This window comes from Pontibacter coccineus, from assembly GCF_030546575.1.
GTDB classification, from domain to species: Bacteria; Bacteroidota; Bacteroidia; order Cytophagales; family Hymenobacteraceae; genus Pontibacter; species Pontibacter coccineus.
The window spans coordinates 1-21,268 of record NZ_JAUOTN010000007.1 but is presented as its reverse complement, the minus strand read 5'-3'; the positions used below and the strand labels follow the sequence as shown (position 1 = coordinate 21,268).

Annotated in this window: 16 protein-coding genes and 3 tRNA genes; 12 read left to right on the top strand and 7 right to left on the bottom strand. The window is 52.2% G+C overall.

The window, feature by feature from the left end:
* Positions 1-50: 50 nt before the first annotated feature.
* The 5 genes from Q4E40_RS15640 (at position 51) to Q4E40_RS15620 (ending at position 8,418) form a co-directional block, all read left to right on the top strand.
* Positions 51-5,258, top strand: coding sequence for a PAS domain S-box protein (locus Q4E40_RS15640; protein WP_303413477.1), 5,208 nt, complete (start codon positions 51-53; stop codon positions 5,256-5,258).
* A 12-nt stretch (positions 5,259-5,270) separates the two neighbouring features.
* Positions 5,271-5,654 (top strand): response regulator, encoded by a 384-nt coding sequence (locus tag Q4E40_RS15635; RefSeq protein WP_303413475.1) that lies wholly within the window; start codon positions 5,271-5,273, stop codon positions 5,652-5,654.
* Entirely contained in the window at positions 5,655-5,930 is a 276-nt protein-coding gene (locus tag Q4E40_RS15630; RefSeq protein ID WP_303413473.1) for a hypothetical protein, read from the top strand.
* The gene (locus tag Q4E40_RS15625; protein ID WP_303413472.1) at positions 5,927-6,688 is read left to right on the top strand and encodes an MBL fold metallo-hydrolase; all 762 of its coding nucleotides are present in this window, start codon (positions 5,927-5,929) and stop codon (positions 6,686-6,688) included. Before Q4E40_RS15630 ends, Q4E40_RS15625 begins: the two co-directional genes overlap by 4 nt.
* A 158-nt stretch (positions 6,689-6,846) precedes the next feature.
* On the top strand, positions 6,847-8,418 hold the full coding sequence (locus Q4E40_RS15620) for an NFACT RNA binding domain-containing protein (protein ID WP_303413470.1): 1,572 nt from the start codon (positions 6,847-6,849) through the stop codon (positions 8,416-8,418).
* Between the two features lie 819 nt (positions 8,419-9,237).
* On the opposite strand, the gene Q4E40_RS15615 is transcribed toward Q4E40_RS15620, so the two are convergent.
* Positions 9,238-9,319: transfer RNA gene (locus Q4E40_RS15615), tRNA-Leu, on the bottom strand.
* Between the two features lie 137 nt (positions 9,320-9,456).
* A complete protein-coding gene (locus Q4E40_RS15610) occupies positions 9,457-11,709 on the bottom strand; it encodes a TonB-dependent receptor (RefSeq protein ID WP_425475178.1) in 2,253 nt (750 codons plus the stop codon).
* A gap of 372 nt (positions 11,710-12,081) precedes the next feature.
* Between Q4E40_RS15610 and Q4E40_RS15605 the strand changes: the two genes are divergently transcribed.
* The 3 genes from Q4E40_RS15605 to Q4E40_RS15595 all read left to right on the top strand — a co-directional run bounded on the left by Q4E40_RS15605 (position 12,082) and on the right by Q4E40_RS15595 (position 14,762).
* The gene (locus Q4E40_RS15605) at positions 12,082-12,843 is read left to right on the top strand and encodes an ABC transporter ATP-binding protein (RefSeq protein WP_303413468.1); all 762 of its coding nucleotides are present in this window, start codon (positions 12,082-12,084) and stop codon (positions 12,841-12,843) included.
* 93 nt (positions 12,844-12,936) lie between these two features.
* On the top strand, positions 12,937-14,295 hold the full coding sequence (locus Q4E40_RS15600; protein ID WP_303413466.1) for a hypothetical protein: 1,359 nt from the start codon (positions 12,937-12,939) through the stop codon (positions 14,293-14,295).
* Positions 14,296-14,372: 77 nt separating this feature from the next.
* Positions 14,373-14,762 carry a hypothetical protein gene (locus Q4E40_RS15595; RefSeq protein WP_303413465.1) on the top strand — a complete coding sequence of 130 codons (390 nt, stop codon included), beginning with the start codon at positions 14,373-14,375 and terminating at the stop codon, positions 14,760-14,762.
* A 64-nt stretch (positions 14,763-14,826) separates the two neighbouring features.
* Here the strand turns inward: Q4E40_RS15595 and Q4E40_RS15590 are convergent.
* The 4 genes from Q4E40_RS15590 to Q4E40_RS15575 all read right to left on the bottom strand — a co-directional run bounded on the left by Q4E40_RS15590 (position 14,827) and on the right by Q4E40_RS15575 (position 16,941).
* Positions 14,827-14,899 (bottom strand) — tRNA-Lys (locus Q4E40_RS15590).
* A gap of 222 nt (positions 14,900-15,121) precedes the next feature.
* Positions 15,122-15,736, bottom strand: a complete 615-nt coding sequence (locus tag Q4E40_RS15585; protein WP_303413463.1) for a DUF4403 family protein — start codon at positions 15,734-15,736, stop codon at positions 15,122-15,124.
* A 315-nt stretch (positions 15,737-16,051) separates the two neighbouring features.
* Positions 16,052-16,396 carry a plastocyanin/azurin family copper-binding protein gene (locus Q4E40_RS15580; RefSeq protein WP_303413462.1) on the bottom strand — a complete coding sequence of 115 codons (345 nt, stop codon included), beginning with the start codon at positions 16,394-16,396 and terminating at the stop codon, positions 16,052-16,054.
* On the bottom strand, positions 16,393-16,941 hold the full coding sequence (locus Q4E40_RS15575) for a DUF4142 domain-containing protein (protein ID WP_303413460.1): 549 nt from the start codon (positions 16,939-16,941) through the stop codon (positions 16,393-16,395). Before Q4E40_RS15575 ends, Q4E40_RS15580 begins: the two co-directional genes overlap by 4 nt.
* 153 nt (positions 16,942-17,094) lie before the next feature.
* Here Q4E40_RS15575 and Q4E40_RS15570 point away from each other — a divergent pair, with 153 nt between their 5' ends.
* The 4 genes from Q4E40_RS15570 to Q4E40_RS15555 all read left to right on the top strand — a co-directional run bounded on the left by Q4E40_RS15570 (position 17,095) and on the right by Q4E40_RS15555 (position 20,855).
* Positions 17,095-17,946, top strand: a complete 852-nt coding sequence (locus tag Q4E40_RS15570; protein ID WP_303413458.1) for a cyanophycinase — start codon at positions 17,095-17,097, stop codon at positions 17,944-17,946.
* A gap of 194 nt (positions 17,947-18,140) precedes the next feature.
* Positions 18,141-18,800 (top strand): sigma-70 family RNA polymerase sigma factor, encoded by a 660-nt coding sequence (locus Q4E40_RS15565; protein ID WP_303413457.1) that lies wholly within the window; start codon positions 18,141-18,143, stop codon positions 18,798-18,800.
* A 102-nt stretch (positions 18,801-18,902) separates the two neighbouring features.
* Positions 18,903-20,498 (top strand): FAD-dependent oxidoreductase, encoded by a 1,596-nt coding sequence (locus tag Q4E40_RS15560; protein WP_303413455.1) that lies wholly within the window; start codon positions 18,903-18,905, stop codon positions 20,496-20,498.
* A gap of 12 nt (positions 20,499-20,510) precedes the next feature.
* Positions 20,511-20,855: a hypothetical protein gene (locus tag Q4E40_RS15555; RefSeq protein ID WP_303413454.1), complete on the top strand. Its 345-nt coding sequence runs from the start codon at positions 20,511-20,513 to the stop codon at positions 20,853-20,855.
* A 341-nt stretch (positions 20,856-21,196) separates the two neighbouring features.
* Here the strand turns inward: Q4E40_RS15555 and Q4E40_RS15550 are convergent.
* A tRNA-Lys gene (locus Q4E40_RS15550) sits at positions 21,197-21,268 on the bottom strand.

The window sequence follows — 21,268 nt, the reverse complement described above, 5'->3', positions numbered from 1 at the left end:
TTTGTTTTTTTACTAATTTATGGGTTTAAACGAGAACTGATCTACACCAGATGCCACTGATACCTAGCCGACAAACTACTGATAACCTGACGACAATGGCCGAAAACCTATTGCAGGTGCTCAGTCAGCTATACCCTGCTGACCATGCCTTGCTTGTGGCCTCTGCCACAGGGGAACTGCTGGCCGCCAACCCCAAAGCTGAAACGATACTCCCCGTGGAGCAGGGTACAGCCATTCGTCCGCTCATTGGCCTGTCTGATGATGATTTCGCTGCCTTTAAGGTATCGCTGGCCCGGCAGGATAAAGTGACAGGCCAAATAAAGGACCGCCAGGGCAACCCGTGCACTTTCCATTGCCAGCAGCTGCAGTTTCAGGGGCAGCCGTTCCTATACTTCGATATTCCGGAGAGCATGGCCACAGAAGCCAGTGACTCCAGCTACCACAACCTGTTCGACGACAGCGCGGAGCCCCTCTTCATTCTCGACCGCGATGGGGTTTTTATCGATATCAACCAGAGCGCCTCCAACCTGGCCGGGCTGAAAAAAGAGGAGATCATCGGCAAGTCTCTCTTTAAGCAGTTTGAGCTTAACCTGTTTGAGCGGGTTGCCTTGCGCAATCAATTGCAGACAACCCTAAAGGGAGAGCCGCAACGCTTCGAATGGTGGCTCCGTGAGACAGACCAGCAACTGATGCCGGTGGAGATTTGCCTGAAAAAAGGGAACTTCAATGGCCAGACGGTCATCTTCGGTTCTGCCAAAAACCTGTACGAAGCGGTGGGCGCAGAGCGCAACGTACGCTTCCGTAATCATCAGCTTGAGTTCGTCAACCAGCTGATCACCAACCTGTCGGGCGCTGAGAGTCGCGAAGATGTGCTGCGCTCTACCCTGAAAGAGCTGCTGGACAAGACCGATATTATTGGTGGCGCCGTCTATACCTACGATGCCGAGGCTGGCAGAGTCTTTCTTTCTTTCAGCACAGGCGAGACACTTTCGGGCAGCCTTCCGACTTCTATCCCAATGCCGCAAACACAGGCGAAGCAGCTTATCCAGCCAGAACGCCGCGAAGCCCTGCACGATATCATACAGCAAATGGAGGATTTGCTGGGCCAGCACCTGACGGTGCTCCCTGTCGGCTCGGAGGCGGGACTGTCGGCACTGCTGCTGGTGTGGCCGGGCCACGACGCTAAAATCACGCAGTCGTTTATGTCGCTGCTCGACTTTATCGGGGGCGCCATCGGTAACTACATTGCCAAACACGACCTGCAGCTCAAGCTCACCTACACCGAGGATAAGTATAAGATCATGTTTGAGTCTACTTACGACGCTATTCTGCTTTTCCGGGGTGACATTGTGGTAGACTGCAACGAGAAGGCGCTGGAGTATTTCCGCTGCAAGCGCGAGGATCTGGTAGGCAAGTCGCCTAAAGACTACTCGCCCGAGTATCAGCCGGACGGCATGCGCTCGGCGGAGAAGACCGCCATGCTGATCGACCAGCTGATGGCAACCGGGAAGCCAGTAACGGTGGAGTGGAAAAACATTCGCAAGGACGGCACCAACATGGACACCGAGCTCAACCTGAACCGGATCATGATCGACGGTGTGTACCACATACTGGTGTTCAAGCGCGACATCACGCAGCGCAAGCAGGTGCAGAACTCGAAGCGCCGCGAAGAGATCGCCCGCGAGTCCATGGCCCACTTCCGCAGCTTCCTGGAAAAGGTAAACCTGATCTACTACAGCCTCGACAAAAACGGTAACATCGCCTACGCCAACGACTACTTCCTGACCTATGTGGAGTATAGCCGCGAGGAGCTCATCGGGCAGAATTTCTATGAACTGCTGGTGCCCGATGCCGACCGGGAGGCACGCTTTGCCGACTTCAGGCGCTCGATGGAGACCAGGCAGCTGAACTCATACTACGAGCGCGACCTGATCACTAAGTCCGGGCAGGTGAAGACCGTGCGATGGAACTGCATGTTCGAGTACGGACCGGAAGGCGAGCTGATCGGCCTGACCAGTGTAGGCAAGGACATGACGGACAAGCGCATCGCCATGGAAGCCCTGAAAGACAACAAGATCCGTCTGCAGGACCTATTCGACAATGCCCATGACCTGATCCAGAACATATCGGTGGACAACAAGTTCATCTTCGTGAACAAAGCCTGGAAAGACCGCCTGGGCTATACCGATTACGATATTGAGTCGCTCACGCTCAACGACATTGTGCACCCCTACTACAAGGCCAAGCTGATTTACCAGCTGCGCAATTTGTACAAGGGCGAGAACGTGAACAAGATGGAGACCGTGTTCCTGACCAAGGCCGGCAAGCCCGTACACCTGATCGGCTCCATCACCTGCAGCTGGCAGGACGGGCGTCCGGTGGCCACGCGCGCCATCCTGCACGACATCACCGACCGCATCAAGGCAGAGCGCCTGCAGAAGGTATACTACAGCATCGCCAACCTGGCCATCAGCAGCAAGGACCTGAACTCGCTCTACTCGGCCATACACCGTGAGCTGAGCAAGATCATCGAGACACGCAACATTTACATTGCTCTTTGCGACGATAACCTCCGCCACCTGCACTTTGCCTACCTGGTCGACCAGTTTGTGGACAAATCATCTAAAACGCAGATGCGTCGGCAGTTTTCGCACGGTTTGTCAGAGTACATCATCGAGACGGGCAAGCCGCTCTACATGCAAAAGGCAGAGCTGCTGGAGCTGGCCAGAGAGCAGGACATCACCATACAAGGTGCTATACCTGAGGTGATCCTTTGCTCCCCGCTGGCGATCGGCGACCGCATCATCGGGGTGATCACGCTACAGGACTATCAGGATCCGAACGCCTACGTGCACACCGACATTGAGATCCTGCACTTTATTTCGAACCAGGTGGCTCTTGCCATTGAGCGCAAGCGCAATGAGGAGCAGATCAACAACCAGAACGCACGCCTCAACGCCATTTTTGAATCCGGGACACATCACATGTGGTCCCTCAACCGCGAATTTGAGCTTACTTCCTTCAACAAGAACTTTGCCACCGCCTTCTTCAACCGAAGCGGCCATGAACTGGAGCTTTACAGCAAGCTGAATGACGACGAGGTGCTCAACTTCCACGAAAGCTCGTTTGAGTTCTGGAAAGACAAGTATGTGCAGGCCTTTCAGGGGCAGCCGCAGCACTTTGAGATACACCTGCACAATCCGGAAAGCTGGCGCGAGGTATACCTCAACCCGATCTACCTGGAGGACGGAAGCTTTGAGGAGATATCAGGTATAGCCCTCGATATCACGGATAAGAAGCGCTCGCAGCTGGCACTGGCCCAGAGTGAGGTGAAGTTCCGAAGTATATTTGAGTCCTTCCAGGACGTGTACTACCGCACCACCATGGGCGGCGCCTTTGAACTGGTCAGCCCTTCTGTCTACAACCTGCTGGGGTATAATGAACAGGAGGTACAGCGTATTTCATCTGAACAACTGTATGCCAATGCAGCCGACCGGGCGCTGGTGAAAGAGCGGGTGCTGGAGCAGGAGAGCATCCGGGACTATGAGATAGAAATGATCTGCAAGGATGGCTCCACTAAAACCGTATTGCTCGATGCCCGCCTGACCTACGACCATGAGGGGAACCCGGCAGGTATGGAGGGTGTGCTACGCGACGTATCAGAACTGAAGCGCACGCAGGTGGCCCTGCTAAAAGCCAAAGAAGAAGCGGAAAACCTGCTCAAGGTAAAAACCCAGTTCCTGGCCAACATGAGCCACGAGCTGCGCACGCCTATGAACGGCATCATCGGTATGATCGACCTGCTGAGCCAGATCGTCAGCGATGAGGAGCAGAAAGAGTACATCGACACGCTGCGCAAGTCCTCGGACGCGTTGCTTGCAATACTGAACGACATCCTGGACCTGTCAAAAATGCAGGCAGGCAAGCTGGTGCTGCACGAAAGCGGTGTGGATGTGCACGATACGCTCAACAAGATACACTCGCTCTTTGCGAACCGTGCCCAGCAGAAAGACCTGAACTTTACCTATACCGTTACCGCAAGAACACCACGCTACGTGCTCACCGACGAGACGCGCTTCCTGCAGGTACTATCGAACCTCACCTCCAACGCCATCAAGTTCACCAACGAGGGCGAAGTGAGCATACACGTAGATGCCGAGCCATTGAAAAACGGCCAGGAATACAAGCTGCACGTGCGGGTGAAAGACTCCGGTATAGGTATAACCGAGGACGACCAGCGACTGCTTTTCACCGATTTCACGCAGCTCGACAATTCTTCCACCAAGACCTTTGGCGGTACAGGCCTCGGCCTGGCTATTTCGAAGCAGCTCACGCACCTGCTCGGTGGCAGCATTGGGGTAGAGTCCAAGCCGAACGATGGCAGTACCTTCTGGTTCACGATAAAAGTGAAGAAAGCCAACAGCGAGGAAGTGGAGGCACAGTTGCAGCGTATGCAATTGCAAAATGCCGAAGCCGAGGTGCTGGACTTCTCGCCCTATGTGCTGCTGGTAGACGACAACCAGATCAACCAGAAAGTGGCCTTCAAGCTGCTGGAGCGCCTGGGTTGTCGCTCCGATGTGGCGTCCAACGGCTACGAGGCCATCGACAGAGTCCTCAACAACGACTACGACATGGTGTTCATGGACATCCAGATGCCGGAGATGGACGGCGTGACAGCCACTACCATCCTCAAGGAGAAGCTCGGAAGCGACTGTCCACCCGTGGTGGCCATGACCGCCTACTCGATGCGCGAAGACGCCGAGAAGTTCATGAGCCAGGGCATGGACGACTACATTTCCAAGCCGGTTAAGAGCTCTGATCTTTATAAAGTGATCATGCGCTGGCATGAGCAGAATTACAAGCGCAACAAGACCAGCGAGCTGACGGCGGCAGTAGACGATGCGTCAGAAGCCGGTACTATACCTGTGATTGACCTGGCCATAACAGAGCAGCTCAAAGAGATCGGTGGGTCGGAGTTTGCCCTCCAACTGTATGTGGAATTTGAGCAGGAAGCCGGCGAATTGCTCGAAGAGGCCAAAAAAGAGCTGGACGTACAACAATACAAAAGTATTTTAAGTACATTGCATCAGCTAAAGGGGACCGGCTTTACACTTGGCATCAACCAGGTGGCCGAGCTAGCCAAAGTCCTGGAGCATGATATCAAACATGACCAGTACGATAACGTAGAGAATAACTTCGCAAAGCTGCTGGCCCAATACGAAAACTACTGCAAAACTTATAAAGAGATCATTATATAGTTTATTAATCCCATGGCAGAAAACAAGACCATCCTGATCGCAGAGGACAGCTCCGTGATCCTGAACCTGACGAAGAAAATCCTTGAGCTTCAAAACTACAAGATCCTGACCGCCAAGAATGGCAGCGAGGTGATCAAGCAGGTAGAAAACAACAAGATAGACGCTATTCTGATGGACCTTAACATTCCGATCAAGAACGGCATGGAATGCTCCAAGGAAATCCGCGCGCACAAAGACGAGCAGATCTCTAACATTCCGATCATTGCGGTAACAGGCAACGCCAACAACTACACCATGGAAGACTTCAAGGAAGTGGGCATCAATGAGTACCTGCCAAAGCCGCTTGATTTCGACATGCTGGTACAGACTGTAAAGAAGCACACCGGAGAGTTGTAGATGGAGCTGAAGTACACGCGGCCATTTTTAAATAAGCTGGAGGATATTTTTGCGGAGTCGGATTTTGTGCTGCGCTACGAGAAGGGGAATTTTAAAGCGGGCTACTGTGTGCTCAAAGACATGAAGGTAGCTGTCGTGAACAAGTACTTCAGTCTGGAGGGGAAGATCAACTGCCTGTACGACATTCTGAGAACCATTACAGTGGATGAAAACCTGCTGAGCGAAAAGAACCGACAGCTTTACAAGGACATTCGCAACCAGGAAAGAACCAATTGAAAGTAACGCTTTTAGGCACGGGCACTTCGCAGGGCGTTCCGGTTATCGGTTGCTCCTGCGAAGTGTGCCGTTCTGTTGATTACAGGGACAAACGGCTTCGGGTATCGGTGCACCTGCAGGTAAACGGCAAGAGCATCATCATCGACTCCGGTCCCGATTTCCGCCAGCAGGTGCTGCGCGAGCGCATCCGCACGCTCGATGCCCTGGTGTTTACCCACGAACACAAAGACCACACCGCCGGCCTCGACGACATCCGCGCCTACAACTTCTCGCAGCACAAAGATATGCCCCTCTACGGCGAGGAGCGCGTGCTGGAACAGCTCAAGCGGGAGTTCGCCTACATCTTTTCAGGTATACAGTACCCCGGCATTCCGCGTGTGGAGCTCCGCCCGATTACGGAGGAACCTTTCGAGGTAGAGGGCGTCCATTTTACACCGATCCGGGTAAAGCACTACAAGCTGCCGGTGCTGGGCTACCGGGTGGGTGATTTCACTTATATTACCGACGCCAACTACATTTCGGAGGCGGAGAAGGAAAAAGTGAGGGGCTCAAAAGTGATCGTGCTGAATGCTCTGCGACTGGAGCCGCACATTTCGCACTTCTCGCTACAGGAAGCTGTTGAGCTGCTTGAAGACCTTCAACCGGAACGTGCCTACCTCACCCACATCAGTCACCTGCTGGGCTTGCACCGCGAAGTAGAACTCACCCTCCCCGACTTTATCCGACTAGGCTACGACGGCCTGCAGATTGAGGTATAATCTCATGCTGCGTTATACGCCTTCAAAAAGTGCTTGACAGCGGATTAATCAACAAAGGATTTTTCGGGATACATTTTCCCTATACCTATTCCGTCTTTTGTCAAAATACCTTTTGTCCGTCTCCCCGAAGTCGTGCTACTTGATACGCAACCAAAAACATGCACCAGAACTATTATTTCTTAAGGAAACTAACTGAGCAACTGCAGCATGAGCTGGCAGGTATGGAGGTGATTTCCTGCTTCAGTCAGAACAAGGATGAACTGGTCATTGGCTTGGCTGCGGGCGAGCGGGAATTGTACATCCGTGCCTCGCTCACGGCGCACTTCTCTTCGCTTTCTTTTCCGACTGAGTTTACGCGTGCCAAGGCCAACACGATCAACCTTTTTGGGGAACTGCTCGGGAGGACCGTGCGGGATGTGGTGCAACACCTGAACGAACGCAGCTTTTACCTGAAGCTGAACAAAGGCTATACCTTGCTGTTCAAGCTTTTTGGCAACCGCTCTAACATCGTACTGTTTCAGGGCGAAGAACCGCTCAAGCTTTTTCACAAGAAATTCGGCACCGACCTGGAGCTCAACCCATTGCAGATGGACAGGCCCATCCGCCAGAACTTCGAGGCCTTTGCCGCTGCCGAGGGCAACCTCCGCCAGGTATACCCGACCTTCGGCGACCTGCCTGCCCTCTACCTGGAGCAGCGAGGGTATAGCGCGGCCTCACTCGAAGAGAAATGGGAACTGGTGCAGGCCATGCTCGAGCAACTCGAGGCCCCGCAGGCATACTACCTGATCAGACTGAATGGCAAGTTGCGGCTCTCGCTGCTCCAATTGGGTGAAGTGGTGCAGGTATACGACAACCCGATGGAGGCGCTGAATGGCTTTACGCGCAGTTACCTGAGCGAGACAGGCTTTGAGCGATTATTTGAACAGACGCAGCAGCAACTCCTCAAGAAGCAGCGTGCCACCCAGGCTATACTGGAGCAAACGGAAGCCCGTCTGCACGAACTGCGTCACGGACGCTCCTACTCCCAGATCGCCGACATCATCATGGCCAACCTGACCAATATCCCGCCCCGTGCTACCGAGGTAGAACTTTACGACTTCTATACCGACCGACAGCGGAAGTTTAAGCTCAAGGCCACCGAAACGCCCCAGAAGCAGGCCGAACGCCTGTACCGCAAAGCCAAGAAGCAGCACGTAGAGATCAGTCAGCTGGAGGAGCGGCAGGAGCGCAAGCTCGAAGAAGCCATTGTACTGGAAGACGCGCTGCAGGGGTTGGAAGAGGCCAAAACGTACAAAACGCTCAAGCTATACCTGAAAGAGTACGCCCACCTGCTCACCACCAAGCAGCAAGCCCAGCAGGAAGCGCCTTTCCGCCTTTTCGAAACAGAAGGTTTTAAGATACTAGTTGGCAAAAGCGCCCAGAACAACGACCTGCTTACACAGCGCCATACCTACAAAGAAGACATCTGGCTGCACGCTAAAGATGTATCGGGTTCGCATGTGGTGATCAAGCACCAGGCCGGTAAAACCATACCCAGCACCGTGCTCGAGAAAGCCGCCCAACTGGCCGCCTACTACAGCAAGCGCAAAAGCGACTCCCTCTGCCCGGTGCTCTATACGCCCAAGAAATGGGTCCGCAAACCCAAAGGCGCCCCAGCTGGTGCCGTAGTGGTAGAGCGAGAACAGGTGATGCTGGTGAAGCCCGAGAATCCGTTTGAGCGAAAGGTATAGATCGGGATCGGGATTGTCTGAATCAGAATTTGCGAGATTTAAGAGGGCCCCTACCCCCAAGGATTTGCAGGATTATCGTGCATGATTATCATCCCCCTGCCCTTCCGAAGGGGGGATTTTTGGCCGTTACCAATTCACAGGTATAGCTGAATGGCTTTGGCAGTTTAGATTGCTACCGCTTTGAACCCACCTCCACCCCTCCCAAGAGGGGAATCCCGTTGCTACCATCTTCAAGGAATAAGCGCTGTTGATTCTGTTTTGCTATACCGGGTCCAACCACCCCTGCCCCTCCTTATCCTGAAGAGGGCCCCTATCCCCAGGCGGGGAATCTATTATCGCCGTCACACAGGTATAGACGTCATAGCTTCAGTTTTCGTGGACAATTGACATCCCCCTGCCCCCTTCGAAGGGGGACTCTCTGCGATTGCTAATTCCAAGGTATAAGCACTGTTGCAAACTACCACTGGCAGGTATAGCAAGACTAACTTGCACCGGAGCGATGGAACAGATAACCTTAGCCATGTGCGCGAACGACGATTTTTTGTTTGAGCGGTCAGCGAGTTCAAAATCGTCTTGATTTTTTTGCTTACTTTTTTCATCAAGGAAAAAAGTAAGGCCCGTCTGGCAGGGCAAGCTATAAAACAATACTAGTTGCTATACCTGCAAAAAGCATTAGCCACAGTGCAAAGCAGGCTATACCTATACCTGGGCCAGAGGCCCTGCCATAGTAGACACGAGCGAAGACGCTCGCGCCATAAGTGCTATACCTGCGAAAGACATAAAAAAAGCCCCATTCAGTTAAGAACAGAGCTTTTGATGTGCGCGCGGGGAGATTCGAACTCCCACACCCGAAGGCACCACCCCCTCAAGATGGCGTGTCTACCAGTTTCACCACGTGCGCAGGTAAATGGGTTTGCAAAAGTATACTGCAGAATTGAGAATTGCAACAACCAAACACCGTCAAAGGCATTTTTTTAACACAGGCTAAGTTCCCACTCTGTTGTCGCTATTCTATACCTCAAGCAGTCAGGCCGATAGCTACTGCGGCAAGGTATAGCGGATACCCAGGAAAAAACGACGCCCCTGCATGGGAGCATAGTTGTACTCTGTATCGAAGCTGTAGCCGTATGGGTTGTCCACCTCCACTTGTTTGTCAAACGGATCGAAGGGGCGCATAAGCGGGTGTTTGGGCATGAAGTTCAGCAGGTTTTTCACCCCGCCGTACAGTTCCAGCCCCTCTCCCATAGCTTTGGTGGCTTGCAGGTTTTGCAGACTAAACCAGGGCGACTGCTCAGGCCTGAAATCGTTTTCCTGCACTGGCAGGTACATAGGGCATTTTACGCTTCCTGTGTAGTCCAGCGTGAGGCCGAGCTGCCTGAACTGGTAGGAGGCTGTGAAGGTGCCCGAAAAACGCGGTGCGTGCAGTTGCGGAATCCGCTCCTTGCCTTGCTCAGGGGTATGCTGCACCTGATACACATCCATCAAGGTAACACCAGTGTGAATGCGCAGTGGGAAAGTAAAGGCCAGTTCCGTGTTCAGGGCTACCCCTTTGGAAATGGCGTGCCCGCTCAGGTTGTCGTAGAAGATCTGCGTGTTGTTGGTCAGAAAATCAGCAATGATCTTGTTGGTAAAGTAGGTATAGAAAGCCGAAGCCTCCAGGTTGAGAAAACCACTGCCAAGCGGAATATAACGCTGGTAATTCAGATTGATGTTGTACGACTGCTCCGGCTTCAGCTCATTCCGGATGACCACTTCGCGGGCACCTGTCAGGGCGGCGTGGTCTTCGGTGAACAGGTTGACCACGCGGTAGCCATTGCCCATGCTTAGGCGAAAGATGTTGTCACCGTCTGGAGCCCAACGCATGCTCAGGCGAGGAGAAAAAATACCGCCGTGCGCCGAGTGGTAGTCGTAGCGCAAGCCGGAAAGCAGCGTGAATTTGTCGGAGGCTTTGTACTCATGTTGCGCAAAGGCCCCCGGCAGCGAAGTGCGATCCGGACGGTTGCCGGCACCCGCTTCCCGCTCGGTGGCGGTTGTGTTGTCATCATACCAGGTATAGCGGTAGGTGGCGCCCAGTAGTAGCTTCTGCCTGGCTCCCAGATCCCGGTCCCATACCAGCTGCCCAAAGCCTACCCGCTGAAGCCCTTTGTAAACTGTCTCGCCGTATGCGGCATTCTGCTGGTGATCGTTGTAAGAAAAACTGAACAGCAGTTTCTCAGGTACAGGCAACTGGTAACCACCCAGCACCTCGTAGCGACTGGTATAGACCGACTCGCCGTATACCTGTTCCTCGCCTCTATGCCTGGGCTGCCACTGCATCTCCCCGCCAAAGCGGTCTTCATAGTAGTAGCGGGCTGCCAGGTTGGCCACACGATTTTGCGGACGGTTCAGACTCCATTTGTTGAAGATCGAAAAGCGATGCTGCAGCGGGATATCCGTAAAGTTATCGCCGTTCACATCCCGCCTGTCGGCAAACCGGAAGTAGTTCGTGCTGAGCATAGTGGACGCGCGTTGCCAACGCTTGCTATACCCTATGTCGGCATTCAGTTCCTGGTGCGAGGTATAGAACAGGTCGGCAGAAAGGCGCGGTGCCGTCAAGGGGCTTTTGGTGATGATGTTGATCAGCCCCGCCACTGCCTCAGAGCCGTAGAGCGTGGAGGCCGGCCCCTTTACTATCTCCACCCGCTCAATCAAACTGTTCGGTATACCACTCAAACCATACACGGTAGACAAGGCACTTACGATCGGCATACCGTCGATGAGCACCATCGTATAGGCGCCTTCCATCCCGTTGATGTGGATGTCACCTGTGCCGCACACGCTGCAGTTGATCTGGGGCTGCACCCCGTTCACGATTTCGAGCGCTTCGAAAATGGCCGGGGTAGGGTTCTTCTGAAAGTACTTCGAGGTATAGACCTCCACCGGCACAGGCGATTCCAATAGGTAGGTTTCGCGCATGGTGCCTGAGACAACGACCTCCCGCAAACGCGCGTCCTGAGGCTGCAGAAATACTTTCACAGTTGCTATCTCGCCCGGTTTTACGGTCACAGATAATTCCTGCGGCCTATACCCGATCGCGGAAACGCTGATCTTATGCACTCCTGCCGGAACCTGTTCCAACTCAAACCGCCCGTTCTCATCAGCGGTAGCCCCAATATTGCTCCCCACCAGACCAATGCTGGCAAAGGCTGCAGGCGCTTCTCCTGTCATTGCGTGTCCCTTAATTCTTCCGGTTTGGGCACTCGCCAGAGCGGGGACGATGAACAAAATACAAATCAGGTATAGGTACTTCATTTTCTATGCTAAGCTTACCTTTGCTAATACGAGACAAACTTAAATAAAAGTTTAGATTTACTTATACTTAATTTTAGATAAGCCTAAAAACATAAATTTATTTTCGCTGTTCACCTTGCAGTACCGTTGCAAGCTTTTGGTACTGAAATGCTTGTGTGAGGGAGTTTGAAAAAACGGAAAACATTTAAGAAGTACCGAAACCTTATGCATAGGTAACAATGTTGGTTTAGCACAAAAGCGCATAAAGTTTTGAAGACGTCGGTGGGCCAAAGCTTAAGTTTCGTATTTAAAGTTTGGACTATTTCATGGGTATACCTAAATTTATACCTCCATTAAGAATAGTTATATTACAATATTTAGCCAGGGAAGTGTATGAGCATCGAGATAAAAGGATTATCCAAAGCGTATGGCAACAAACATGTACTGCAATCGCTTGACATCACCATAGAACAGGGCCAGTGCTACTGCCTGCTCGGCAAAAACGGCGTTGGCAAAAGTACTTTCCTTAACAGCATTCTCGATCTCATAAAGCCTGATAATGGCACTATTTCGCTCTACGGCAAAGACTACCTGACCAATCCGCTGGAGGTGAAGCAGGACCTGGGCGCCCTTTGCGAAGACAATCCCCTGATTGAAGAATTTACGGGTTTGGAGTACCTCAACTTTGTGGCGAAGCTCTACAAATTGCCTGAAGACGAGGCGCAGCAGCGCATCAACAGCCTGACCAATTACTTTTTCACAGAACGTGAGTCGCTGCACAAAAATATTGCGGGCTACTCCACCGGTATGAAAAAGAAAGTAGGTATTGTGGCCGCCATCCTGCACAAGCCGCGCGTGCTGATCCTGGACGAGCCCTTCACGGGTCTTGATCCGATCGCCGCCCAATTGCTGGTGAAACTGATCCGCAACTACAGCACACCGAGCCGCGTGGTGCTTATCTCATCCCATGACCTCAACTACGTGGAGCGCGTGGCGACGCACATTGGCGTGCTTAACGACGGACAGCTGATGTACAACGGGTCGGTGCAGGAGTTCACCATGAACGGCGAGGCACTCATAGACCAGGCTCTGTTCCAGCTCCTGCTCCCGCACCACACCGCCGCCGACGCCGACATCGACTGGATGTTGAACTAAGTTAGAAAATCAAAAAGTTAGACAGTTAGAAAGATATATTTCTGGCTCTTTGACCTTTTAACTTTCCGACTTTTTAACTTATCAACTTAAGTAATGGATCTGATTTTATATTCCTGCAAGGCGAGACTGAACAGCTATTTCCGGCAAAAAAAAATGCAACGGGTGCTCCTGCTTGCGCTGGGCATTGTGCTGTCTGCTTTTTATGCCTGGCTGATTACGTACCTGCTGCAACAGGCCAGTGAAGGCGGGCTGAATATGGATGTCAGCCAGATGCTGGGCTATACCAACCTGCTGCTGCTGTCGTTCACCATACTGCGCGGTTTTTTCCCGGCCTATATCCCAAAGGCAGATTTCATTAACCGCATTTACCCCATTAAGCCGCTCAAGCGCTTCTGGACTGAGTTGATCGTGGAGTTGGTGTCGCCCTTTTACTTTGTGCTGCTCAACTTCCTGCTATTGCTCTGCATGATGTCGCCTGACTATACCTTGTTGCACCTGGCGCAGAGTTTCCTGGTATTTCTGACGGCGCACATTACAAGGCGGTCGCTGCAGGTGTTTATTGAGCGGCGCATCAACTGGCGTGGCAGTGCTTTTTGGGGAGCCGTGGTTATGGTAGGCGCCTTTATAGCCCTAGAGGCCCGCGCGCCCATGTTTGAGCCTGTCAGTTCGGTGATGATGCTGGTGGTGCATCTGGCTTCGCTGGCCTGTTTCCTGCTCGCGAACTACCTGCTGGAGCAAGCGGCCTATGAGCCAAAGCGCCGCACCGTGAACTACAGCAACGATGCCCGCCGCAGTCTGGGCTGGCGCCTATTTAAAAACCACAAAATGGCGAAGCAACTGCTCCTGTTCGGGCTGGGCTTTAAGGTACTCATGCTCGGCATCGACGCGACGGTATACTCGGCCAAGGGCATCCACATGCTCGACAAGAACATATCGCTCTGGCTGTTTGTGGGTCCGCTCGTGATCTATACCTATGTGTTCAACAATGTGTGGGGCTTTTACAAAAACCTGTGGCTGACAACTGAACGCGCCACCGGAAGCTACAAAGAATTTCTGAAGGCTAGTCTGCTGCCGCTACGTATGCCTATTCTGATAGACGCGGCCATTGTGGTGCTATATGTGGCTTTCTTTAACCACGAGCAGGCAACTTTTATTTTGCTGATGTACGCTGCCGCTGTGCTGGTGCTGACCCCGATTGGCATTATTGCTTCGTTCACAAGCCCTAAAATGGTGAAAGGCGGTATCCTGAGCTTCAGTGCCAAAACCTCATACCTGTACAGTTTCATCTCTATCCTGCTGCTGGGTTTGCTGTTTTTGCCGCTGCTGCACCCGATGTTGTACATGGTATACCCTGTCGTGATCGCCCTGACCCTGTTTGCCATGGTAGCGGTGCTGCAGGAGTACAAGCAATACAAGTACAAGCTGTTTGAAACGCTCTACAAAACCGAATAAATCCGCACAGCGAACTAAGTACATGGAAGTATTGTCATTGCAGTAGCCTGACACACCCCACGGGCAAACTTTATCAGATGGAATTCGATTATGACAAATTTTTAGCCGGGCTGCAGGCGAAGGAGCTTTCCAAAGAAGAGGCTGCTCAAGTAGTTTACACAGAGATTCGTGATGCTGAAAATCAGAAGGCCGGCTTTCTGGATCAAGCCACCGAAAACCCGGATTTCTTCACTTACATCGGTAGCCAGGTAGACAGCTACATCACCTACCTCAAAGTGCTGCACAACAAGATTGCGCCACAGGGGCAGTTTGCACCCGATGAACAGGTATACCGCCCCGATATGGAAGTTATCAACCGTACACTGGAATTGGTGCAGTATCTGGAAAAGGTGGAGCAGGGCAAGTTGGGAAGTAAGGAAATAACCACCCAGCAGACCAATCTGAACATGACCAGTGCCGATATTTAAAAACCCTGCACAAATAAAACAAGAAAGGCTTCCTACATTTCGTAAGAAGCCTTTCTTGTTTTAGTGATCCCGCTGGGATTCGAACCCAGGACCCATACATTAAAAGTGTATTGCTCTACCAGCTGAGCTACAGAATCAGCACTATTTGTTTCCCGTGTTGGGAGTGCAAAAGTAGACCTTTTTCTTTAATTCGCAAACCCCACCGCCTTTATTCGTTATCAGTATACAACGCTCCGGCGAGGTTTTGGTTTAATCTACCTAAGCATCAAAGCGTTAACCAACGGGTAAAATTTATCTTTCCTCGAAAATAAAATAGCATAAAAACTCAGCCAGCCATATTTCCAGGTTTAAAGCCACGACTAGGCAGGCAGCAATTCAGTCAGGTCAACCACATCCACTTCCATCTTTGCCAGTAGCTCCAGGTTCAGGAACATCCGGTTGGCCTTTGGCGTGATGTCCTGCACCCGCACCTCCTCCACTACTCCATTAAGCTTAAGGCCTTTTAGCTCTATACCTGTCTCCAGCATACCGTTTGCCTTAGTCAGTTCCCCCGCAATTATTTCGGTCAGGTTGACCCTTGCCTTCTGGATGATCTGGTTGTAGGCCACCTTGTTGACCAGTACCTCGAGTGAGGAATTATAGAAGCGACTGGAGGTCTGGGCCTGCATGTTGAACCTACGGATGTATACCTGCTGCGTGGCGTTGTCATAGCCTGGCGCTGCCTGCACATACAGCTCCACGTTGTCGCGTTTGAGGATGGTCCTTAAAATCCGGATCCTGACCCGCAGGATAATGTCGCCTGTACCGGAACTGCTACCGGCCAGCCCGACATCCAGAATCTGCGCGTATGGACTTTCATTCGTATCTTCTGAGGGCTTGGGTATGTATTCGCCAACCAGCTGCTTTCTGAGCACACTCTCCAAAGCAGGGTAAGAAATAGTAACCGGCACCTGAATCCTGACAAAGTTTTCCATGTATAGACTTTAGGTATACAAAGGCATTTAAACTCATAAATGCCCAAAGGGTTTGAGGTGGTTGCAAACCGTAGAAATAAAAAGAGCCCCAAACACAGGTTTGAGGCTCTTTAGAAGTGATGCCAATGGGATCGTTAAAAACCCATTACGCTTTATAAATCAACGATTTAAATCTAATTATGCTAACGCGATCTCGAATAGGGCACCTCATACGCGAGACTTAAAGTTAAGATTAATTCCTTAAAACCAAATAATATACCTGCGCAGCGCTTCAGCCATCAAGCACCCACAAACAGCGTCGCTCCTCCCCCGGCCTCACTGGACCGTGATCGTACCTTTCATGACAGGGTGGAAACTGCAATAGTAGTTGGCGCTGGTCCTGACAACTTTTTTCCAGGAGTCTTTGGCTGCCAGGGGCGGCGACCTCCAGGACTTGCCTGATGCTTCTGTCACGTCATGGGTAACCACGTCCAGGTTTACAAAAACCACCGTATCCCCGGGCTGCACGCTCAGACTGGAAGGGCTGAACTTCATTTGCACAATCTCCACGCGGTGCAACTTGGCTGCCGGCCTCTCTTTTAGAAAAGGAAATCCCGTCAGCAGAATCAGAGCACAGGGAAGCAGGGCCTTGAGCGTTGCCGTCAACATCGGGAGCATCATTTTCCGGACATCTTGTGCTGGATCATTTTCGCATGCTCCAGGTGTGCCTCCAGGGCGGGCACCACAGACGTCAGTAAATCCTTCAGCTCTGCGTTCTCGGTCTCCGGAATCAGGATATCTTTCACCGCAGCGATAACGGCCGTATGGTAGGACACTTCATTGTCTATATAAGCCCTGTCAAAAGCCTTTCCTGACTTAGCACGCAGTTGCTCTTTGGTTTTCTCCGCATCGGCCTTCAACTGCTGACTGACTGCGTTGTCCTTGGGAGTCACAGATAGCTTTTCTGTCAGGGCGACCGCCTGATCGATTACGGCTTGATGGTCATTGGCCATGGTCCGGGCAAATTCCAGCACTTGGGTATTCTTGGATTTTTCCTTCGCAATGGCAGCAAAATCAATGTCAATCTGATTGGCTGTCACAGCTGCCGAGGCGACCTCCGCATCCGATAAAGTCGGGTTTCCCTGCGCAAGCACCGTGGTCCCGAAGGCGAATACGCTAAGCAATAGAGCCGTTGCCTTCATGGTGATCTTCTCAAAACGTTTCATATTTTCTGATTTTAAAGTGATTAGATAGATATTGGAGTAGCTGGCTCGTAATAAGTTACAAAAGAGATCGTCGTTTTTTGTGACGGTGCAGGAAAAGGCCCGTGTTGTAACCTATACCTGCGGTGGGCACTCTAATAGTTTAAAAATGAACCCATGCGACTACCAAAAGGCAAAATTGTGGCGATAGGCGGAAACGAGGACAAAGGCACCATGCCCGAGCCTACAGACGAGCACCTGCACGACCAAATCCGTTTTTTCGAGACCGGCATCCTGAAGCGTATTCATGACGAGCTGCACGGAATCGGCACCCGCATCGAAGTGATCACGACGGCCTCTCACATACCTGAAGAGATGGCCCAGGCTTATTATGATGGTTTCCTGCTGTTAGGCTGCGACAATGTGGGTGCCCTGCACCTGCAAACAAAAGAAGACGTCGCCAGACCTGAAAACCTGGAGCGGTTGCGAAAAACAGATGCCGTCATGTTCACCGGAGGTAACCAAAGCAGGATCACGGAGGTTTTTGCGGGTTCGCCGGCATTAGAGATCTTGCAGGAAAGGTATTGGAAGGAGGAGAAATTTCTGATCTCGGGGACCAGCGCAGGCGCTATGGCCATGGCCGAAATCATGATTCTGGGCGCGGCAGAAAAAAACGTGCTGGTGAAAGGAGATGTCGAGCTGGGAGACGGACTGGGGTTCCTGAAGAATGTGATGATCGATACCCACTTCGTAAACCGCCGACGCATTCCCAGAATGATTGAAAGTCTGGCCGCCTACCCTAACCTGATTGGGGTGGGGCTCGGTGAGGACACTGCTGTGCTCATCACGGATGGGAGCTGCATGGAGACCATAGGCTCTGGCCTGGTGGTTCTGTTTGACGGCAGGCACTTAAAGGAGAACAATTACGGGCAATTGGCACCCAACGAGCCCCTCTGCCTGGAAAATATGATCATGCACGTGCTGCCCAAAGGAAAGAAATTCGAGACGCGATCCGGCCATCTCATTTAAAAGCTCCCCTCACTTACTGGCACCTGTTTTAGCCTCTTGCAGTACTTTGCTGTGATTTTGTAACCAATCCACACCCTTCTTACTCTAAATAAAAAAAAGCGAAGGTTCTAAAAGACAACTAATTATAAGTGGGGGTGGTATTCAGGTATAATCCTGATATTTAATAATTTACACTCACTGACAACCTTAAAAACATGCATAAAACCGAAGTTGCGGGCAGCTATACACCGGACAGCGAGATTGTCTCGAAGATAAAAGCCGGTGAGAAAGATATGTTTGAGATCCTGATCAGGCGGCACAACGGAGCGCTTTACAAAGTGGGTCGTTCTTTCGGTTTCGTGCATGACGATGTGCAGGATTTGATGCAAGAGGCTCACATTGCGGCCTACCTGAATCTGGGAAAGTTCGAGTCCCGCGCCGCCTATAAAACCTGGCTGATCAGAATAATGCTCAACAAGTGCTATCACTGGACCATGGAAAAAGCGCATAAAACCAAATCCGCCTTCTCGGATGTCAGCCATACCGGAAAGGTAGATTTCACTGAGAAGAACCTGTCCTCTGACGGGCACAGAGAAGTGCTGAACCGTGAGCTTGGTCGGGTGCTGGAGGGGTGCATAGAACAGCTTGCCCCGGAGTACCGCACTGTGTTTGTATTGCGTGAACTGGAGGGCCTGAATGTACATGAGACGGCGGAAGTGATGGACATAACAGAGGCAAATGTAAAAGTGCGGCTGAACAGGGCGAAGAGCATGCTGCGCAAGAAGCTGGAGAGTTGGTATCCGAAGGCGGCCGTGTATGAGTTCAACCTCATCTACTGCGACCAGATAGTGGAGAATGTTTTCCAGCGGATCTGAAGGCAATGCCCGCCCAACAGGCTCGGACGGATGGGGAATAAACTGCAAGATGAGCAGTCGTTTTGATACTGAAATTGATCCTTATACTTATACCACGCATGCATGGAGACACAATCTTTTTGGGAGGCTACTACTCCCCAACGTCCTGATTACCCTACCCTGGACGGGGGCCTTCGGGTAGACGTCGCCATTATTGGCGGCGGTATAACCGGTATTACCGCGGCGCACCAACTTGCTAAGGCAGGCAAGCGCGTAGCGGTATTGGAGGCCCGCAGAGTGGGAGGCGGCACCACCGGCTGGTCCACTGGTAACCTGTATGTACCCGTGGGGCCCTATTTCCACCACATCGCCAAAACCAGAAGCCAGGAAGTGGCCAGCACCGTGGCACAGGCAAGGTTCACGGCCCTGAATTTTATTGAGCAGCACGCCCAACAGTATAGCATCGACTGCCATTTCGCGCGGCGGCCCTGGTATTTCTTCACGCAAGAAGAGGACATGGTCTCTAACATTGAAAAGGAGGCAGAGGCGCTGCAACAGGCGGGCATGGCTACAGAATTTGTGACGCAGGTACCCGGGCTCAGGTTCGACAGTGTGCAGCGGGCTGTAAGGATGGATGGACAGGCGCGTTTCCACCCCTTGCGGTACGTGTTGGGATTGGCCAAGGCTGTCACCCAAATGGGCGGCCAGATCTATGAACACACCACTGTGTTGGACTTGAAGGAGGAAGAGGACCATTGCCTGCTGAAAACAACACACGGCACGGTGACCTGCAACCAGATGATCATTGCCACGCACATTCCCATCGGTATCCATTCTGTGCAAACAGTGGCCGCTCCCTATCGAAGCTATGTAGTGGCCATGCGCTTGAAATCGGGTGCTTACCCGGATGCCTATTACTGGCACAACGACAAGACCCACCACGCCATTACCACCCACAGTACCGACTCCATGGAGCTGGACATGCTGATGATAGCCGGCAACCACCACAAAACCGGGCAGGCCTCGCACCAGGAGTACCAGCACTATTTCAACGAACTGGAGGCCTATGCCCGACAGCACTTTGACATTGCCTCGGTGGAGTTCAGGTGGTCGGCCCAGCATTACCGCTCAGGAGACGGGGTGCCTTATATCGGGCTCACGCACAAAAGTGCGAAGCGGACCTACATAGCCACTGGCTTCTACGCCGATGGGCTCACCTACGGCACTGTGGCCGGCATTCAGTTGGCTGACACGATAGCCGGAGAGGGAAGCCCCTGGCTGGAGGCTTTTGACGCGACCAGGGGCACCAACTTGTCCACTGCCGGAGAGTTTATCAAGGAAAATGCCAACGTTGCGGCGCAATACCTCAAGGACATACCCGCCGGACAGGCCAGTCATTTCTCTGATATAGGGCCGGGCGAGGGCAAAACCATAGAGGTGGACTCAGAGAAGCTGGCCGTGTACCGTGATGAGCACAGCCAATTGCACGTCTGCTCTGCGGTCTGCACCCACATGAAGTGCATCGTGAACTGGAACAACGCCGAGAAGACCTGGGACTGTCCCTGCCACGGAAGCCGCTTTATGATTGATGGGAGCGTGATCGAAGGCCCTGCCATTCTCAACCTGGAGCGGAAAGCAATTGACCCCACATCCGGTCACTTACTTGAGTCAGGTGGCAAGACCTCAGGTGAGCGCGAAATCAATAATCCCATCACTTAAACCCTGTCAGCCATGAATCTGATTTATACTTCCATTGGTTTCTTCGCGCTGGCCGCGTTGCTGGGCATGTACCTCCTCACCTTTGTACTCCGGGGCAAAGAGACCCCCAAGGCCATTGTTTTCTCCCATGGCCCCATGGCGGTTGTCGGCCTGGTGCTGCTGATTATATACATTGCCAGAGGAGGCCCTAACCCCTGGGAGAGTCTGGTGCTATTTGTGCTGGCCGCGCTGGGAGGTCTGTACATGATATCCCGGGACCTGACAGGTCGCCCTATACCTAAAGCCTTGGCCGTTGGCCACGGACTGCTGGCGGTGGGTGGCTTTGTGCTGCTGTTGGTCTTCGCGTTTGGGGATTAAGCAGGAAAAGGAGAAGCGGGTTCGTAAAACGCCTGGGCATAGATGAGAAATAAGTCTTTCCCCCGCTATACCTAGGTTCGTTGCATTCTAAGAGAACAGGTTAAAAAACTTGGTTGAAATAGAGGGCCCCTCCCCCCAGAGATTAAGCCAACGCTTCTCGCTACCAAGATCCTTACAGGATGACAAAAGAGGTAGAATGAAACGGCCCTGCCGCCATACCTTACTTCAGGTAGAAAAAAATGCCACTGGGATTAGACGGCTTTGATGAAGTTTGAGAAAACGCTTGTAATTCCGCTGGGCATAAAAAAAGCCCCATCTGTTAAGATGGAGCTTTTTATTTGTGATCCCGCTGGGATTCGAACCCAGGACCCATACATTAAAAGTGTATTGCTCTACCAGCTGAGCTACAGAAT

Bases quoted from the DNA above. Each gene is read 5' to 3' on its own strand.
- Q4E40_RS15595 (WP_303413465.1), top strand. From the start codon at position 14,373: ATGGAATTCGATTATGACAAATTTTTAGCCGGGCTGCAGGCGAAGGAG.
- Q4E40_RS15605 (WP_303413468.1), top strand. From the start codon at position 12,082: ATGAGCATCGAGATAAAAGGATTATCCAAAGCGTATGGCAACAAACAT.
- Q4E40_RS15580 (WP_303413462.1), bottom strand. From the start codon at position 16,396: ATGATGCTCCCGATGTTGACGGCAACGCTCAAGGCCCTGCTTCCCTGT.
- Q4E40_RS15635 (WP_303413475.1), top strand. From the start codon at position 5,271: ATGGCAGAAAACAAGACCATCCTGATCGCAGAGGACAGCTCCGTGATC.
- Q4E40_RS15630 (WP_303413473.1), top strand. From the start codon at position 5,655: ATGGAGCTGAAGTACACGCGGCCATTTTTAAATAAGCTGGAGGATATT.
- Q4E40_RS15610 (WP_425475178.1), bottom strand. From the start codon at position 11,709: ATGAAGTACCTATACCTGATTTGTATTTTGTTCATCGTCCCCGCTCTG.
- Q4E40_RS15555 (WP_303413454.1), top strand. From the start codon at position 20,511: ATGAATCTGATTTATACTTCCATTGGTTTCTTCGCGCTGGCCGCGTTG.
- Q4E40_RS15565 (WP_303413457.1), top strand. From the start codon at position 18,141: ATGCATAAAACCGAAGTTGCGGGCAGCTATACACCGGACAGCGAGATT.
- Q4E40_RS15600 (WP_303413466.1), top strand. From the start codon at position 12,937: ATGGATCTGATTTTATATTCCTGCAAGGCGAGACTGAACAGCTATTTC.
- Q4E40_RS15620 (WP_303413470.1), top strand. From the start codon at position 6,847: ATGCACCAGAACTATTATTTCTTAAGGAAACTAACTGAGCAACTGCAG.
- Q4E40_RS15560 (WP_303413455.1), top strand. From the start codon at position 18,903: ATGGAGACACAATCTTTTTGGGAGGCTACTACTCCCCAACGTCCTGAT.
- Q4E40_RS15575 (WP_303413460.1), bottom strand. From the start codon at position 16,941: ATGAAACGTTTTGAGAAGATCACCATGAAGGCAACGGCTCTATTGCTT.
- Q4E40_RS15585 (WP_303413463.1), bottom strand. From the start codon at position 15,736: ATGGAAAACTTTGTCAGGATTCAGGTGCCGGTTACTATTTCTTACCCT.
- Q4E40_RS15640 (WP_303413477.1), top strand. From the start codon at position 51: ATGCCACTGATACCTAGCCGACAAACTACTGATAACCTGACGACAATG.
- Q4E40_RS15570 (WP_303413458.1), top strand. From the start codon at position 17,095: ATGCGACTACCAAAAGGCAAAATTGTGGCGATAGGCGGAAACGAGGAC.